The following is a 17,847-nucleotide window of genomic DNA, read 5'->3' as shown; positions in this document are numbered from 1 at the left end:
TTCCCTGGCCCAGGCGTCGACATCATCGACACCATAGGTCTCCCGGATTGATTTCTCAGTCCCTAGTTTTTTGACTATTTCAGAAGAATTCTTCCCTCCGCGACGGACCGAACGGATTATGTAATACGAGATTGCATTCTTGGATTTTACTTTGTTTAACCGCATAGAACACCTCCACAACTTATAGTATTATTGTACCACAATACGGCATTACGGTCTACAAGATGTTGAAATTTTACAAAAAAATAAAGCCAGTACTGGCTTTCAGCGATTTGGGGTGTCAAACTTCCGAGATGAAATTCTTCAAGTCTTAATTGATAAATTTTTATGGAATAGGGAAATCCCGCCATCAATCACAGACATTTGATGGCGGGACTTTTTTGTGCAAAAAGGATGTAAAATTCAATTAATTCCGTGGTTATTTATATTGTTGATGCTACTGAATTATGATATATTTTAAAAGGTTTTTTTATCTTATGTGTTCATGCACAGCGGTCTACCCGCAAAAGGAGGAGAGTAACATGTTGGAGAAAGTTTTTCATCTCAAGGAACACAATACTACGGTGAAAACCGAGATTATTGCCGGTTTAACCACGTTCCTTTCAATGGCGTACATTCTCGCCGTTAACCCCAGTATTCTTGGAACTGTAATGAATCCAAGCGGTGTATTTGTAGCTACAGCTATTGCATCAGCAATTGCTACATTCTGTATGGCATTCATGGCCAATTATCCTATAGCTCTTTCAGCAGGACTTGGACTTAATGCTTACTTTGCTTACACTGTTTGCCTTGGTGAGCTTGCAGCAGAGGGTGAGAATGCATTCAAGATCTGCTTAACAGCTGTATTTGTAGAAGGTATCATTTTCCTTCTTATGTCACTTGTTAAGATTCGTGAGCAGATCATCAACAGTATACCGCAGAACCTTAAGTTCGGTATTTCTGCAGGTATCGGTCTTTTCATCGCATTTATCGGTCTTAGAGGAGCAAACGTTATCGTTCCCAGTGAATCTACTACAGTAGCACTCGGTAGCTTTGCTGATGCAGACGTTGTTCTCTGCCTGATTGGTATTATCATAATTATCGTACTCGAGCACTTCCATGTTACAGGTTCTGTTCTTATCGGAATCATTGCTACATGGGTTCTCGGAATGGTTGCACAGGCTACAGGCTGGTATACAGCAACTAATGTATTCCCTGATTTTTCAGCAGGACTTCAGCTCGGCGGAATTGCAGATACAGCATTCAAGTTTAACTTCGGATGGGCTGCAGCTCATTTTGTTGAGTTTATTGCTATAGTATTCAGTTTCCTTTATGTTGATATCTTTGACACAGTAGGAACAGTAGTAGGTGTTGCAGATAAGGCTAACCTCCTTGATGAGGACGGAAACCTTCCCAAGGTTGGAAGCGTATTCATGTCAGATGCTATCGGTACAACAGTTGGTGCATGCCTTGGTACTTCAACAGTAACAAGCTTTGTTGAGTCAGGTGCCGGTGTTGCTGCAGGCGGACGTACAGGTCTTACAGCTCTTACAACAGGTATCATGTTTGTTGTATCACTTGTACTTAGCCCTATTTTCCTTGCTATCCCTTCATTTGCAACTGCTCCCGCACTTGTATATGTTGGAATGCTTATGGTTGCCAGCACTAAGAATATTAACTTTGACGGTGATATCGCAGATACTCTTGGCGCTTACCTTGCACTTGTTATGATGCCGCTTTCATATTCAATAGCAACCGGTATCATGTTCGCAGTTCTTGCATGGGTTATCGTTAAGCTTCTCATTGGCAAGGCTAAGGACGTATCACCTGTTATGTGGATTGTATTTGTAATGTTTGCAGTTAGAATAGTTGCACTTATTACCAACTTCCAGTAATAGTTTATAAAACAGATAATAAAGAGAGCGCGCACATCCAGTGTCAGTCGATGTACGCGCTCTCTTTCTATGAAAAAGTTCGTGTTATTTAATTCTTATCTGCCGGCTTAGCCTGTCAGCTCAGCTGCATCAACCATGGCCATTCGCTGTTCGGCTTTCATATTATCATTGGCTTCCTCATCAAAAGCCCGCTCAATATTTGCGCTGCTTCGTTCAGTCTTTTCCTCGTTATCTATGGCTCTTACGATACCCTCTTGAAATACCTTTTCCTCCCGTATTTCAGCATTTTTGTTATTGCCGGATTCTTCTCGGGTGGTAATCTCGTGATCATAATCATAACGCGAGATATCGCCTTTTATATACATCTGTCGAAGCTGTGCGTCAGTGTAGGAATCAAAGGAACGAGCATTGGCGTTCTTAGTATTAACAGTAGGCTGATTTGCGTGAACCTTGCTTAACTCAGGAGCCTTATTCTGCTCGTTAAAAGGATTTTCCTTCTTTTCTGCATTAAAGGGATTCTCTTTCTTTATTTCGTTGAAAGGATTCTCTTTCTTTTCTGCAGCTTCAGCTTTTTTGTGTGCCTCTTCAATTTGGGCTTTTGCCTTCTCGGCATCTTCAATAGCGCGTTCAGCAGGAGAAGGGCCTGCGTCCTGTTTGGTTTTGAGCTCCTTGACATCGCCAATCTCTTCGGTCTCTTTCAGTTTATCCTGGGAGATTTTACTTGCCTGTGCAGTATCACCATCCTTGGATACAGCTATAACATCCTTAAGAACCTCTTGGATTCGTTCTTTTCTCGAACTGTCATCTTTATTTTGCTCTTTCAGGGTTTCCGCAGCCTTACTGGTGGTATCCGCTGTCTGAGTGGGGCGTATAGCTTCTGTGCCGGTTCTGACCATTGAAATACTTAAATCTTCCATAGTAACCCTCCAGTCTCCCCAAGCGTGCAGATAACTGCACATAAATACCTATATTGATTATACCACTTTTGCAATATTCTGACAACTTATATTATTGTCTGAAAATAACTTTCTTTTTATCTGAGAAAAAATGAAAGTTTCTTTCAATTTGTTCTAAGACTTTACAGAGTTCCCGATTGACATGAGAATTTCAAAACACTAAAATAATAACACATGATACGATTAACAATATGCTTAAACGGAGGGGAATCCTATGTCAAGAAAAGCCACGATTACGCAGGAAGAAATAGTAAATGCTGCATTTAAAATCACTAAGAAAGAGGGCTTTGATCAGATCACGTCAAGACGTCTTGCCGCAGCTGCAGGATGTTCAACACAGCCTATTTTCAGAATATATGAGAATATGGATGAACTTAAAAAGGATGTCATCGCCAAGGCGGTAGATACCTTCGAGAAGCATTGCAGGGAAACCGGTAATAACCATGATACGCCCTTCATTGATCTTGGACTTAGCTATATCACCTTTGCGCAGAAGTACCCGAATCTTTTTAAGCTTCTGTTTATTACTGCGAATGCGCTTGAGGGACGTAGCATGTATGATATTGTCAACGGTTCTGATGACAATGTTGTAAGAGAGGTTTCAAAGGCTAAGGATCAGGGTGTTCCGGATGCGGAGCAGCTTTTCATGAAGATGTGGGTGTTTATCCACGGCGCAGGCTGCATGGCTGTAACCGGGGATTTTGACCTTGAAGAGGCTGAGTCTGTTTCAATGCTTGAGTCAGCATATGAGGCATTCAGACTTTCCTGATTTTGGAGTAATTGGAGTTTTATGAAGCAGGTTGCTGTAATTGGCTGCGGTGCAGCCGGAATGATGGCGGCTATTTCCGCGGCGAATAGCGGAGCAGCCGTCACTATTTTTGAAAAAAATGAAAAGCCGGGAAAGAAGATTTACATAACCGGTAAGGGCAGATGTAATGTGACAAATGCCTGCGATATATCTGAGTATTTTGATAAAATACCACACGGTTCCAAATTTTTGTACAGCGCACTATACGGCTTTGACAACGAAGCGGTAATGCGCCTTTTTCAGGATAACGGCTGTAAGCTTAAGACGGAGCGCGGCGACAGGGTATTTCCTGTGTCGGATCACTCCTCAGACATAATAAGCACACTCGTTAGAATCCTTAAGAAAAACAAAGTGGATATCAGATATCAGGACGAGGTCAGGTGGATTCAGGTCGGAGAAGATGGCCATGTAAAGGGCGTAGTTTCCGAGGATTCCGGTATAAGTGAATTTGATGCTGTAATAGTGTGTACCGGTGGCTTGTCTTATCCGTCTACCGGATCTACCGGAGATGGCCTTAAATTCGCAAAAGAGTTGGGATTAAAGGTAACGAAGACCACACCGTCACTTGTTCCTTATAACATCAAGGAAGAGTGGTGCGCTGAGCTTCAGGGACTTTCTCTTAAAAATGTTGCGATAAAACTGGAGCAGATTCCTGCGTCCGGTCCCGGAAAGAAAAAGAAGTATGTTTATGACGGATTCGGAGAGATGCTGTTTACGCACTTTGGCGTAAGCGGACCGCTGATCCTTACATCCAGCTGTTATTACGAGGAGGCTGACAAAAAGGGAGAGAAGTATTCTTATGTGATTCATCTCGATCTTAAGCCGGCACTTACTGAAGAACAACTGGATAAAAGAATACAAAGAGAGTTTGAAAATGGTAAGAACAGACAATTTAAAAACTGCCTGAATTCACTTTTTCCTTCAAAGATGATACCTGTTATGATAAGATTGTCGGGCATAGATCCCGAGAAACAGGTCAACTCGATAACAAGAGGAGAGAGACTTTCTTTTGTATCGCTGATCAAGAATCTCAGGATGGAAGTTGAGGGACTTCGCGGTTTCCCCGAAGCCATAATCACGCGTGGCGGCGTTGCCGTGAATGAGATAAATCCCTCGACGATGGAGTCCAAAAAGATAAAGGGGCTCTATTTTGCCGGCGAAGTTATAGACGTAGATGCTCAGACCGGCGGCTTTAATTTGCAGATAGCCTGGTCAACGGGACACCTGGCGGGCGAATCCGCAGCAACAACAGAAAAGGAGAACTAATATGGGAAGCAGTATTGCCATAGACGGACCTGCAGGAGCAGGCAAAAGTACAATTGCAAAGATCGTATCCAAGAAGCTTGGATTCATATACATTGACACAGGCGCTATGTACCGTGCAATGGCCGTTCACATGATAAGAAACGGTGTATCCGGAGATGATAGTGCAGAGATTGAAAAGAACATCGACAGCGCAGATATTTCCATAGGACATGAGAACGGAGAGCAGGTAGTTTATCTTAACGGAGAAAACGTTAACTCGCTCCTCAGGACAGAAGAGGTAAGCGCTATGGCCTCAAAGACCAGCGCAAATGCGAAGGTTAGGGAAAAGCTTGTGGAGCTTCAGAGAAAGCAGGCTAAGACCACAGATGTTGTCATGGACGGAAGAGATATCGGAACTGTTGTCCTTCCCGATTCAGAGCTTAAGATTTATCTTACCGCGGGAACCAGAGTACGCGCCGAGAGACGATACAAGGAGCTTATCGAAAAGGGCGAAAACTGCAACATCGATGAGATCGAGGCAGATATCAAGGAGAGAGACCACAGAGATATGACAAGAGAAAATTCACCGCTTAAAAAGGCAGATGATGCGGTGGAGGTCGACTCTTCCTATATGACAATCGAGGAAGTGGCAGACAGGATTATATCTCTGTATAAGGGACAGTAAAGGACGAAGCATTATGGAAGTTATTCTCGCCGAACATGCCGGCTTCTGCTTTGGTGTAACCAGAGCCGTTGACGTGGTATATGACCAGATAGAAAAGAATAAGGGTAAAAAAATCTACACTTACGGCCCTATCATTCATAATGAAACTGTGGTTTCGGATCTTGAAAAACAGGGCGTTCAGGTAATTGAAGGTGCAGAGGATTTAAAGAAGCTTACGGAGGGAATCGTAATCATCAGATCCCACGGTATCCGCAAGGAAATCTATGAACTTATTAAAAAGCAGGGCCTTGACTATGTCGATGCGACCTGTCCTTTTGTGAAAAGAATTCACAACATAGTCGAGAAAGAGAGTGCAGAGGGCAAAACGATAGTGGTTGTAGGCAGCGCAAAACACCCTGAAGTTGACGGAATTGTGAGCTATGCTACGGGACCTGTTTTTGTGGTGGAATCCCCTGAAGAGGCGGAGGCGTTAAACCTGAAAGAGGGAACGGAAATCTGTATAGTATCACAAACAACATTTAATACAAATAAATTTCAAGAAACCGTTGATAAATTTTCAGATACGCGCTACAATGTTAATGTTGTGAACACTATTTGTAGTGCGACTGAAGAAAGACAGACAGAAGCGGAAGCTATTGCTGCTAAAGTCGATGCTATGATAGTGATAGGCGGAGCGCACAGTTCTAATTCAAGGAAACTGTATGAGATATGCAGTAAGAAGTGTGCCAATACATATTTTATTCAGACACTGGATGACTTGCATTTAGAACTTCCTAAAGCGGTTAAACTAGTGGGTATTACCGCCGGGGCGTCCACCCCAAAGAACATTATCGAGGAGGTTCAGAATCATGTCAGAACAATCTTTTGAACAAATGCTCAATGAGTCGTTCAAAACAATTCATACGGGGGAGGTCGTTGAAGGCACTGTTATATCTGTGAAGCCTGATGAGATTATTCTTAACATTGGCTATAAATCAGATGGTGTACTTACCAAGAGCGAGTATAGTAACGATAACAGTATCGATCTTACTCAGGTTGTTAAGGAAGGTGACACAATGGATGTCAAAGTCCTTAAGACCAATGATGCAGACGGTCAGGTTATCCTTTCATACAAGAGACTTGCCCTCGACAGAGGAAACAAGCGTATCGAAGAGGCTTATAACAACCAGGAGGTACTTACAGCTAAGGTTGTTCAGGTTCTCGATGGCGGTCTTACAGTAGTAGTTGATGAAGTTCGTATCTTCATCCCTGCAAGTCTTGTATCAGATACTTACGAGAAGGATCTTTCCAAGTACGAAGGACAGGAGATCCAGTTCGTAGTTACAGAGTACAATCCTAAGCGTAGAAGATATATCGGTAACCGCAAGATGCTCATCACAGCTGAGAAGGCTGAGCAGGCTAAGAAGCTGTTTGAGACAATCGGTGTTGGCGATATCGTTGAAGGTGTTGTTAAGAACGTTACAGATTTCGGTGCATTCATCGATCTCGGCGGCGCAGACGGACTTCTTCATATCTCTGAGATGTCTTGGGGACGTGTTGAGAATCCTAAGAAGACCTTCAAGGTTGGCGATACAGTTAAGGTTCAGATCAAGGGTATCGACGGCAGCAAGATCGCTCTTTCCAGAAAGTTTGATGATGAGAATCCCTGGAAGGATGCTGATTCCAAGTATGCAGTTGGTAACGAGGTAACCGGTAAGGTTGCAAGAATGACTGACTTTGGTGCATTCATCGAGCTTGAGCCCGGCATCGACGCACTTCTTCATGTATCTCAGATCGCAAGAGAGCACATTGAGAAGCCTTCAGATGTACTTAGCATCGGTCAGGAAGTTACAGCTAGAATAGTTGATTTCAACGAAGCAGATCGCAAGATCAGCCTTAGCATCAAGGCTCTTACAGCTCCCGAGAAGGACGAAGCTGAGGAGAGCGGTGATGTTGTATCAGTAGATATTGAGAAGGCTATCGCTGAGCAGGATGCTGAATAATCAGAATTGATTTTGAGGCATTATAGAAGTCCTATATGAAATTGAGCAAAATGGTGTATGTCATAGACATACACCATTTTTTGTGTTCATAGTAGATAATTGATTTGCTATTCCTTGAACGTCAATATTAACTAGTAATAAACCAGCCGGAAAATTTACATAAACCAATGACCGTTTAGACACGGGAAACGACCGCTTAGACAAAACCTATTGAACATATATAACCCTAAGCTATCATTTAGTTATTCTGATACTACTTGTAAATCGATTATGAGGAAAGACAGGAAAGGAAGCGGCCTATGAAAAGAAGATTTTTTAGAATGATATCGACGGTCATGACAATTGCAATGACCGTGTCTATGGCTTTTGTAACTATGGATGGTATACATGTGCATGCGGCTGCAACAGTATGCGGTTATGCTCATTCATATAAGGATCATGTTATATCCCAGACTGGGACTACTCATACCGTCTGTACAGAGTGTACTGAGTGCGGAAAAATTTTCGATGGAACAGCTGTAAATGCATATGGAGAACAACCGGATACGACACGGACTGAACACCATTCTGATTATCCTAATGCAACCATCACCATAACAAGCAGTTCATACCATACATACAGTGGTACATGTGATGTATGCGGGGCATACAGCATTGGTGAGGATCATAAATTTGATGACAAGGGCATATGTACGGTTTGTAAATATGACAAGAATAATCCAAACGGTAATGAGTCATCTTCAGGATCAGGTGGAGCAGAAGGTGCCGGGGGTAATTCCGGAGCTGGCGGCGGTAATTCCGGAGCTGCCGGCGGTAATTCAGGTTCAGGAGGACAAAATGATGATGGAGGAGCCGGTGGCGGCGATGGCGCTACATCACAGAATGGGCGCAAGATTGCAAGTATACCGCAGGTGAATAATCCTGTATATAATGGCAAAACACAGACAGGTGTTGCTTCCGGAACCGGATATACAATTACCGGTAATAAAGGAACAAATGCCGGTAGTTATAAAGCTACAGCGAAACTTAAGAACGGTTATACATGGCCGGATGGAAGCAAAAAGAATAAATCCTTTAAATGGAAGATTAAAAAGGCTCCGAATCCGATTGCTATAAAGACACACAAGAATTATAAAGTTAAATATTCAAAGATTAAAAAATCAAGTCTCGTAGTTCCGTATGGCAAGTTGTTCAGGGCATCCAAGGCTATAGGTAAAAAGAGATATTTCATAGTAAAGGGAAGTAATGTAGCAAGTATAAATAAGAGTACAGGAGCAGTTACAATCAAGAAGGGTGTAAAGAAAGGAACTTATGATATCACGGTTAAGGTTACCGCGCAGGGAGATAAGAACCATGAAAAGGGAGTTGTCAAAGGGACATTTAGAATAACAGTGAAATAAGGGGGCTCTTTCATGTACGTATTTTAGTTTTGAACCATAGTGAAATATAGTATAATTGTGAGAGAAATACATGTTTTTCCTGGCAATATGTTTTCATTATGAAGACTAAAATATAACGTATAAATCGGAAAGTGCTTACTCTATATGGATGATAGAATTAACATTCGATTCGAGTATGACCCTGAGCATGATAAGCCGCAGGTGATAATCAGAGCCAGTGAAAAGAATGAACTGGTAGAAAACATTATAAAGAGTATCGAGCAGTATGCACTCGGGAATATTATGTCCAAAATAGTAGTTCAGGACAGGGATAAGGAGATACTAATTGAGATTAACGATATTATTCGTATATATACCGAGAGCAGAAAGCTGAAGGTGCGTACCATGGCGGGTGTTTATGAAGTAAGGGGAGCACTGCGCGACTTGGAAGACAGGCTTGATAAAAGATTTTTTGCACGAATAAGCCGCGCAGAAATAGTTAATATTAAAAGGATTTCAGGGTTTGATCTGAGTATTACCGGTACTATTCATGTATCCTTTGAAGATGGAAGCGAAACCTGGGTTGCGAGACGCTTTGTTAAGGACTTGCAGAAGAGGCTTAGCTTTATGCGAAGAGGTGGTGAGTATCATGAATAGATTGATAAAAAAAGGAATTGTTTTAGCAACAATAGGATTTTGGATAGGACTGGCTATTGGTGTTTTCATAAGCTTTTTGGCTAATGGTAATGCGGATGGCCCTATGGTGTTTACCGGCGAAATCTTTTTGAAACTTTTGGCAGGAGGAATATACGGCGCTATACCCATGGGGGGAAGCGTTATGTATGAAATAGAGGAGTGGAGCATTTTTAGAGCAACTGCGACCCATTTTGTTATAACTTTTTCGGGATTCATTATACTTGCTGCTGTGCAGGGGTGGCTAAGACTTGATAATCCTGTATTTTGGATAATTTCAGTGGCTTTTCAGGTATGTTATTTTCTCATATGGCTGTTTAATTATCTGGCATATAGGAAGTATATCAGAGAGATGAATGATGATATTAGAGCGATACGCTCAAATAAGCAGATAAACTGAATTAGTTATATTTACATAATTATGTTTATATATATTTAATTTTACATTCATCTATGATGTGGGCTACAATGAAAATAGTGATAATCGCTTATTTTTCTTACGTATCAACTTATAAGGGGGTTATAAGATATGGCAGTTGATTATGAGTGGTTTAAAGGCGAAGTTTATAAGCTCACAAAGATTGATCTTAATGCATACAAAGAAAAGCAGATGAAGCGCAGAATTGATACGCTCATCGGTAAGACGGAATGTAAGGGTTATGATCAGTATATGGATCTTATCAAAAAGGACCAGACTGCAAGAGAAACCTTTATTACTTATCTTACAATCAATGTTTCCGAGTTTTTCAGAAACATCGATCAGTGGAATTTGATGGATAAGCAGATGGTGCCGGAGCTCATGAACAGGTTTGGTAAGAACCTGAAGATTTGGAGTGCTGCCTGCTCTACAGGTGATGAGCCATATACGATTGTCATGCTCATGTCCAATCATGTGCCGCTCAATCAGATAAATGTCATGGCATGGGATATTGATACCGTAGCACTTGCGAAGGCAAGAGCGGGTGTCTATGATGCCAAGGAAGTATCGGGCGTTCCGGCTGACCTTAAGAAGAAATATCTTACGCAGGAAGGCGATAAGTGGCGCGTTTGCGATGATGTCAAAAAGCGTGTAAACTTTAAGCAGGCAGATCTTTTGAGAGAGCCTTATCCGAAGGATTATCACCTTATTGTATGTCGAAATGTACTTATCTATTTCACAGAGGAAGCTAAGGACGAGATTTTCAGAAAGTACTATGCTTCTCTTGCTCCCGGTGGAGTGCTGTTCATAGGTAGTACAGAGCAGATTATAAATTATAAGGAGATTGGCTTTATCAGAAAGAGCTCATTCTATTACGAAAAGCCGATGTAAAAAGGGGAACATATATGAAAAAAGTTTGGGGAAAAATAATACTGGGGACAATATGTATATTAGGATGCAGTCTGTTTGCGCCGAGTATTGGCGCAAAGGCTGCATCTTTGCATGGAAGTAGCAATGAGGAAAAGATTTTCTTTTTCCTGAGAGAAGAAATGAATTTCAACAATGCTGCCGGTGCCGGTGTTCTTGCAAATATTGAGAAGGAATCCTCGTTTAGGACAAATGCATTATCTGATGGTGGTACAAGCTATGGTATTTGCCAATGGCACGCAGAGAGAATGTCAAGACTTAGAGCCTGGTGTGATGACCACGGGTATGATTGGGAGGATCTGGAAGGGCAGCTCTATTACCTTGAATATGAGCTGGACACGTATTATCCATACACATGCTCGGTTCTTCGTGGGGTGAAAAATTCAAAATCAGGGGCTTATAGAGCGGGACATGATTGGTGCTACTATTTTGAAGTACCTGCGGACAAGGAGGAACGGGCCAGGGAAAGAGGCGAGCTTGCGCGTGATTATTACTGGCCAAAGTATAAAAATGTAAAGACCAAGCTTCAGAAGGGTAAAACCTATGAAACTGATATAGGCATTTTTAAGGCAACGGGAGATTTTGAGGTCACATTCTTAGAGATGACTGATGAAGAAGTGACTTCTCTTGAAATACCGGGAAAAGTCAAGATAGGTAATATTACCGCCAAAATAACGGCGATCTCTCCAAGGGCTTTTGAGGATAATGAAAACCTTGAAAGCGTAACAATAGGAGGGAATGTAACCAAAATAGGAAAGTGTGCCTTTGCAGGCTGCTCGCATCTTAATGAAATTACAATCAAGTCAAAGAAAATAAAAACCTTCGGAAAGGCCTGCTTTAGAGACATAAGTGAAACTGCTGTATTTTATGTCAAGAAGGCTGTTAAAAAGAAATATGCCAAAAAGCTGAAAAAAGTGTCACCTGAAGGCATTGAGATTCAAAAATATTAAGTATACTTTTCTTGTGAGGTAGGACTTATATGGAGCATAACAAGATATATCTGGTCTATTCACTTTTCATATTCCTTGTAGGAATGGGATTTTTTACTGCAGGAGAGTTTAACAGACCGCCTAAGCCGGAACTCAAGGATCCCAATTTGCTGGGGCATGAGGATGAAGAAAATGGAGAACAGGAAGGTCCCGGGACTGCTGAAATATCCGGAGAAGATATTCAGATGCCTGTTCCTGAGCCTGAAGAACCAACCATAGAAGATATCGCGCTTGAGACGGACGAGGAGGACGCAGCTGAGGAAGAGGCTGAATCCGAAGAACAGGCAGAGGGTGAAGAGGAAGAAGCCGGACCTCCGCTTTATGACGGTCACGAGGAGGAACGAATAGAACTAATAAAGGAAAACTACATCGCACAGGAAAAATATGACAGTTCCAGATGGACAACCTACGTAGGGTTCATGTTCTGGGCATTATCAATTGTTTGTGCAATCCTATATTTCAGAAGCTAAAAACAAAAGAAAAAGGCTATATCCGTAAGTTGCGGATATAGCCTTTTATTATGCTCTGGTTGGTTTCCAGGTTATCTCGTAAAAACTTTCCATTATTTTTCTGAGCTCATTCATCATGGAAAGACATGCACTATTCTCATCGGTATATCTCATAAGACCGATCTTTTTCTTATGATCCAGAAAATACACTTCCCAAAATTCTTTATTCTTGGTCAGACACACTCTGCCGTCACGCTCTTTACCAATCTTGTACAGTTTGGATGGAACGAGGTGTTCTTTGAAAAAACTCTTTAACTCTTTTGCTGTCATACCTTCCTCCAATATGCAATCCACAATGAGATAATAAAAATAACTATCTCATGTAGTATTTAAAACTACATATACATTACCACAAAGGAAGCAGACTATCAAGTATTATTAAAATCAAGTGAAATTTTTTCTAAAAATTGTCAATTATCCGACTATTTATTGTATATAATCATGGAAATGATATAATTCGGCAAAAATTTACAGGAATTTTATAATTTTTTGAAATTTTTGTACGATAATATATTTATAAAAATATGGTCGCCCACATGGAGATTATTATTTTGTTGAGGGGGAAATTGAATATGAGTATAACAAGGATCAGGCTACTTAAGCTTCATTTTATTTTGTGTATCACAGTTATGATTTTTGTATCGGGCGGTATCACCGCGAGGGCAAAGACGGTAAATACCGGTGAGGTGGTTGCCTACATGAATGCGCTCAGAGGTGAATTAGGGCTTCCTGCTTTTGCTGTATCGGATTCGCTTAACCAGTCCGCAGCTATCAGAGCAAGCGAACTGCCGGCGAGATTCGATCACACGAGACCTGACGGAAGCGCATGGTATACAGTTGGTTCCGGCATCTATGGCGAAAATCTTGCACGCGCGGACAATGATGAGAAAAAAGGAACGCTGAATATAATGGCGGCCTGGTATCGCAGCCCGTCTCACAGGGCAAATCTTTTGAGCAAGTCCACGCAGATAGGAATTGCCTGCTACGAGGATGCAAACGGAGTGGCCTATATCGCCTGCGAATTTAATTGAATACTATGGGAAACAGCTATTCTTCCTTTACGAAAGGATGGCTGTTTTTTTATATAAATATAATAATTCCCATCGCTGTTTTATGACATAATTAAATTGTATATGTAGTTTACGTAACCAGGAGAGTTTTTATGAGTAGACGGGCACTTTCCGCAATTATTAGCTTAATACTTGTGCTCGGTACGGCAGGGTGTAATGAAGCGGTTCCTCCGAATGAGCCTGCCGAGCCTACTGCTTCAGAGCAGGAGGGCGGTTTTGTTGTGTCCGAAGAAATGCAGAACGGGACTGCCGGCATTTCACTTACAGAGAGTGAAGAAGAGGGCGGTTTTGATACTTCAGGTATTGATACCTCGGAGCATGTTGTCATAACTTATCTTACGACAGGAGATAAGCCGGTTGGAGAAGCGGCTGAAAGACTCAGGGAGACCATAGCTGAGCTTAATGAGACACTTAATGAAAAGGTCAATGCAGAGCTTAATATTGATTTTGTGGAATGGGATAACTACCTCGAAAACTATAATAAGAAGCTGGCATTGCTTGATGGAAGCGTGGACCTTGTGGGAGCTTCTACTGACTGGCTTGACGGATGGATCAATGCAAAAAAAGGTGTCTTTTTACCCCTGTCGGAAAATTTGCTGAAAAAATATGCCCCCCTTACCTATGAGTCGGTTACACCTGAACATTGGGATATGTGCAAGTACAATGACGACATTTACTTTATGCCCGAGGATAATTATACACAGTGGACAAACCATGGATTTATCTATCGCATGGATTTTGCCAAGGAACTGGGGCTGGAAGATGGCATTACAAACTGGGAAGAGTTAACCAGGTATCTGGAGAATGTCAGGAGTATTCATCCTGAACTTAAGGAAGTATGGGATGCTGATGGTACCCAGTATCTTAATATGGCAGAGGGATGGATAGTTTCTCATAGCGATTATGTACCTATTCAGGGGCTGTGTTCATCCAATCTGTGGGGCGGGACATTGGAAGATCCTTATACACTATATGTTCCTGCGATGCAGGATACGGATATGCTTATTGAATATGCAAGGCTCATGAAAGAGTGGGATGCCAGGGGAGTGTGGCCTTCGGATGTTATGACGAACAGCAGCGCTGATAATCGTGAGGAATACAGAAAAGGACAGGTTGCGCTGGAACAGCATCACACACAGACTTATGTAAATCTTTGCTCAAAGACCGGTGAAAATATCCTATATCAGGACAATCCGGATGCAAGCTCAGGATTCTTTTACTTTGGGCAGGAAAACGGGAACCTTGTGGCTCCTATAATCACCCACGGGGCTATGGCAGTTTCAGCTGCTTCCGAAAATCCTGAGCGAGCACTTATGGTATATGATCTTTTGCGAAACGATCCTGTCTGCTATAGACTGATATGCTATGGAATAGAGGGAGTTTCTTATTCGATAAACGAGCAGGGGCTTCGCGATCAGCCTGAAAGCTATAATCCGGAAGCTGACAATATATATGACATAACCAACTTCTGGTGGGGCAGAAACGACAATAATGAGATTCGCGACGCAAAGACCAACTGGGATACGGTAGATGAGCTTTACACAGCCTATGAGAAAAAGAAGATTGACTATCCCTATGGGCAGTTTGTTCCGGATGAAATCGAGATAGAAGGCAAGATAGAAAAGTGTAATGAAATTTACAATAGTTATATGAAACAGATTTCTTACGGAAAGTATGATGGTACAGCTGAAGATATCGTGACAAAAATGCAGGATGAGCTTGCACTTGAGGGGATTGATGATGTTACGGCTGTTTTACAGGAACAGATAGACGCATTATATAAGTGATCATTTTATGCAAACATGATTGATATGAAAACCGGAGGTTAAATTCTCCGGTTTTTCTATGTCAAAAATTGCCGAAAAGCATGATTTTTCGTTGAAAATATTGTGCATAACGCTTAGAATATAAGTTATAAAGTTTTTATAAATATAGAGAGGGGAATAAACAATATGGCTCAGACTAATATGCTGGCTATGATCCTTGCAGGTGGCAGGGGAAGCCGACTCCACGAGCTCACAAACAAGGTTGCAAAACCTGCTGTAGCATACGGAGGAAAATACCGCATTATTGATTTTCCGCTTAGTAACTGTGCGAACAGTGGAATTGATATTGTCGGAGTCCTTACTCAGTACGAATCGGTACTTCTCAACAGTTATGTTGCAGCCGGCGGACGTTGGGGACTGGATACAAAGGACAGCGGAGTATTCGTTCTGACTCCGAGAGAAAAGGCAGATTCCGGACTCGATGTTTATCGCGGAACCGCTGATGCAATTTCACAGAATATTGATTTCATCGATGCATACGATCCGGAGTATCTTCTTGTTCTTTCCGGAGATCACATCTACAAAATGAATTATGATAAGATGCTCAGATTCCACAAAGAGCATAAGGCAGATGCGACCATCGCTGTTCGCGGCGTTCCGAAGAAGGAAGCAAGCCGTTTTGGTATCATGAACACTGATGGCAACGGACGCATTATAGAGTTCGAGGAAAAGCCCGCTAAGCCTAAGAGCAATCTGGCTTCCATGGGTATCTATATTTTCAACTGGAAGACCATGCGCAAGATGCTTATCGAGGATATGAAGAATCCTGATTCCAGCCATGACTTTGGTAAGGACTTTATCCCTGTAATGCTCAATGAAGGCAAGGGACTTTATGCTTATGAGTTCTCCGGTTACTGGAAGGATGTCGGAACAATCGATTCTCTTTGGGAAGCTAATATGGATCTTCTTGACAGTGAGAACGAGCTTAATCTTGATGATACATCCTGGAAGATTTATTCAGAGGATGTCGGAATGACACCTGCATATATCGCAGAAACGGCCAAGATTGACAGAGCTTATATCAATCAGGGTTCTGCTATCGGAGGAGAGGTTAAGAACTCAGTTATTTTTGCCGGAGCAAAGATCGGACCCGGAGCAAAGGTTATAGACTCTGTTCTTATGCCTAATGCTTCAGTCCTGGAAGGTGCTACGGTTACCAGATGCCTTGTGGCAGAGGGGGTACGCATTGGCAAGAATGCTGTTGTCGGAAGCAAAAAGAGCGAGGAAATCCTCCTTGTTGCAAAAAGTGTAAAGGGGGATGATAAATAATGGCAAATAAGGCATTTGGCGTGATCAATTCCGCCGCTAATTATATTCGCGTTGAGGGACTTCATGATTACAGACCTATAGGAGCTTTTTCATTCCTTGGAAGATTTCGTGTAATCGATTTTCCTATTTCCAACATGAGTAACAGTGGATTCGACAGAATTCAGGTATGCCTCAACAGCAGACCCAGATCAATAGTTGAGCACATCGGCTCCGGACGTCACTACAACATCAACTCCAAACGTGGTGCAATCCAGATGTTCTTTACGCAGAACAACGGCGCAAGCTCAATTTACAACACTGATATCAATGCCTATATTGAGAATATGGAGCAGATCGAGCGTATGCCTCAGGACTACGTTGTTGTTGCTCCAAGCTATATGATCTACAAGCAGGATTATCAGGCACTCCTTGATGAGCACGTAGCATCAGGGACAGATATTACACTTCTCTATCACAAAGTAGATCAGGCTAAGGAATATTACAGAGCTTGCAATACAGTGACTCTTAATAAGCAGAAGGGTATCGAGTCAATCGAGCGCAACATGGGTACGGCTAAGGAAAGAAATATCAGCATGGATACCTATGTTATGAAGAAGGGGATTTTCATTGATCTCATTAAGAAGTCAAGAAAAGAATCCTCTGCATATTCTCTGGCTGATATGATCGCCCTTTCATGCAAGGATCTCGATATAAGAGGATTCCAGCACAGAGGTTTCTTCGCAGCGATAACAAGTCTCGATGATTATTACAGAGCAAACATGGAGCTTCTTGATTATGGTACTGCAATGGAATTCTTCAGACCTGAGTGGCCTATTTATACAAAAACTACAGATGCATGTCCTACTCAGTATTTCCACGGCGCGAAGGTTACAAATTCTATGATATGTAATGCATCGCTCATCGAAGGAACTGTTGAGAACTCCATAATCGGACGTAATGTTCACATCGGTAAGAATGCGGTAGTAAGAAATTCAATTGTTCTTGCTTACAATAACATCGCTGATGGCGTGCATATCGAGAATGCTGTAATAGATAAGTGGGCTGATATAAGAAACGTGAAGAGAGTAGTTTCTGATTCGGTTACACCCGCCTATGTAAAGAGAAACGATATCTTGTGATTTATCCCAAGCCTTCCCCTTGGGGGGGAAGGTGTCGCGAAGCGACGGATGAGGGGATAATATAAAAATTTAGCCACACATGGAACTTCCTTTATGATA

The 17,847-nt window shown here is 42.0% G+C and carries 18 protein-coding genes; 16 read left to right on the top strand and 2 right to left on the bottom strand.

The annotated features are described in order from the left end of the window. Window positions 1–524: 524 nt before the first annotated feature. Window positions 525–1,874 (top strand): NCS2 family permease, encoded by a 1,350-nt coding sequence (locus BMW61_RS06610; RefSeq protein WP_091820494.1) that lies wholly within the window; start codon window positions 525–527, stop codon window positions 1,872–1,874. A 107-nt stretch (window positions 1,875–1,981) separates the two neighbouring features. On the opposite strand, the gene BMW61_RS06605 is transcribed toward BMW61_RS06610, so the two are convergent. Next, window positions 1,982–2,791: a hypothetical protein gene (locus BMW61_RS06605; RefSeq protein ID WP_091820481.1), complete on the bottom strand. Its 810-nt coding sequence runs from the start codon at window positions 2,789–2,791 to the stop codon at window positions 1,982–1,984. Window positions 2,792–3,044: 253 nt separating this feature from the next. Between BMW61_RS06605 and BMW61_RS06600 the strand changes: the two genes are divergently transcribed. The 11 genes from BMW61_RS06600 to BMW61_RS06550 all read left to right on the top strand — a co-directional run bounded on the left by BMW61_RS06600 (window position 3,045) and on the right by BMW61_RS06550 (window position 12,426). Further along, window positions 3,045–3,599, top strand: coding sequence for a TetR/AcrR family transcriptional regulator (locus tag BMW61_RS06600; RefSeq protein ID WP_091820479.1), 555 nt, complete (start codon window positions 3,045–3,047; stop codon window positions 3,597–3,599). 21 nt (window positions 3,600–3,620) lie between these two features. Continuing rightward, window positions 3,621–4,904, top strand: a complete 1,284-nt coding sequence (locus BMW61_RS06595; RefSeq protein ID WP_091820477.1) for a BaiN/RdsA family NAD(P)/FAD-dependent oxidoreductase — start codon at window positions 3,621–3,623, stop codon at window positions 4,902–4,904. A 1-nt stretch (window position 4,905) separates the two neighbouring features. Then, window positions 4,906–5,568: a (d)CMP kinase gene (cmk, locus tag BMW61_RS06590; RefSeq protein WP_091820475.1), complete on the top strand. Its 663-nt coding sequence runs from the start codon at window positions 4,906–4,908 to the stop codon at window positions 5,566–5,568. Window positions 5,569–5,581: 13 nt separating this feature from the next. Then, window positions 5,582–6,436, top strand: coding sequence for a 4-hydroxy-3-methylbut-2-enyl diphosphate reductase (ispH, locus tag BMW61_RS06585; protein ID WP_091820473.1), 855 nt, complete (start codon window positions 5,582–5,584; stop codon window positions 6,434–6,436). Beyond that, complete coding sequence (gene rpsA, locus BMW61_RS06580) at window positions 6,417–7,550, top strand: 30S ribosomal protein S1 (RefSeq protein WP_022761606.1); 1,134 nt, start codon at window positions 6,417–6,419, stop codon at window positions 7,548–7,550. The genes ispH and rpsA overlap by 20 nt, the downstream gene beginning before the upstream one ends. A 299-nt stretch (window positions 7,551–7,849) precedes the next feature. Beyond that, the gene (locus BMW61_RS06575) at window positions 7,850–8,950 is read left to right on the top strand and encodes a hypothetical protein (RefSeq protein WP_091820472.1); all 1,101 of its coding nucleotides are present in this window, start codon (window positions 7,850–7,852) and stop codon (window positions 8,948–8,950) included. Between the two features lie 144 nt (window positions 8,951–9,094). Then, complete coding sequence (locus BMW61_RS06570; protein ID WP_091820470.1) at window positions 9,095–9,586, top strand: LytTR family DNA-binding domain-containing protein; 492 nt, start codon at window positions 9,095–9,097, stop codon at window positions 9,584–9,586. Further along, complete coding sequence (locus BMW61_RS06565) at window positions 9,579–10,022, top strand: DUF3021 domain-containing protein (protein ID WP_022761409.1); 444 nt, start codon at window positions 9,579–9,581, stop codon at window positions 10,020–10,022. Before BMW61_RS06570 ends, BMW61_RS06565 begins: the two co-directional genes overlap by 8 nt. Before the next feature lie 129 nt (window positions 10,023–10,151). Further along, entirely contained in the window at window positions 10,152–10,931 is a 780-nt protein-coding gene (locus tag BMW61_RS06560; RefSeq protein ID WP_022761410.1) for a CheR family methyltransferase, read from the top strand. 14 nt (window positions 10,932–10,945) lie between these two features. After that, window positions 10,946–11,917 (top strand): phage tail tip lysozyme, encoded by a 972-nt coding sequence (locus BMW61_RS06555; RefSeq protein ID WP_091820464.1) that lies wholly within the window; start codon window positions 10,946–10,948, stop codon window positions 11,915–11,917. A 29-nt stretch (window positions 11,918–11,946) separates the two neighbouring features. Further along, window positions 11,947–12,426, top strand: a complete 480-nt coding sequence (locus BMW61_RS06550) for a hypothetical protein (protein ID WP_091820461.1) — start codon at window positions 11,947–11,949, stop codon at window positions 12,424–12,426. Window positions 12,427–12,474: 48 nt separating this feature from the next. Here BMW61_RS06550 and BMW61_RS06545 read toward each other — a convergent pair whose 3' ends face one another. After that, entirely contained in the window at window positions 12,475–12,735 is a 261-nt protein-coding gene (locus BMW61_RS06545; protein WP_022761413.1) for a hypothetical protein, read from the bottom strand. A 302-nt stretch (window positions 12,736–13,037) separates the two neighbouring features. Here BMW61_RS06545 and BMW61_RS06540 point away from each other — a divergent pair, with 302 nt between their 5' ends. The 4 genes from BMW61_RS06540 (at window position 13,038) to glgD (ending at window position 17,748) form a co-directional block, all read left to right on the top strand. Next, complete coding sequence (locus tag BMW61_RS06540; protein WP_049946072.1) at window positions 13,038–13,496, top strand: CAP domain-containing protein; 459 nt, start codon at window positions 13,038–13,040, stop codon at window positions 13,494–13,496. A 131-nt stretch (window positions 13,497–13,627) separates the two neighbouring features. Beyond that, window positions 13,628–15,322, top strand: a complete 1,695-nt coding sequence (locus BMW61_RS06535; protein WP_091820457.1) for an extracellular solute-binding protein — start codon at window positions 13,628–13,630, stop codon at window positions 15,320–15,322. 165 nt (window positions 15,323–15,487) lie between these two features. After that, entirely contained in the window at window positions 15,488–16,630 is a 1,143-nt protein-coding gene (locus tag BMW61_RS06530) for a glucose-1-phosphate adenylyltransferase (protein WP_022761416.1), read from the top strand. After that, on the top strand, window positions 16,630–17,748 hold the full coding sequence (gene glgD / locus BMW61_RS06525) for a glucose-1-phosphate adenylyltransferase subunit GlgD (RefSeq protein WP_091820456.1): 1,119 nt from the start codon (window positions 16,630–16,632) through the stop codon (window positions 17,746–17,748). Before BMW61_RS06530 ends, glgD begins: the two co-directional genes overlap by 1 nt. Window positions 17,749–17,847 lie beyond the last annotated feature (99 nt).

Source organism: Butyrivibrio sp. ob235, from assembly GCF_900109475.1.
Taxonomy (GTDB): domain Bacteria; phylum Bacillota; class Clostridia; order Lachnospirales; family Lachnospiraceae; genus Butyrivibrio.
Note: the sequence above shows the minus strand (reverse complement) of the source record. Positions and strands in the feature narration are given on the sequence as shown.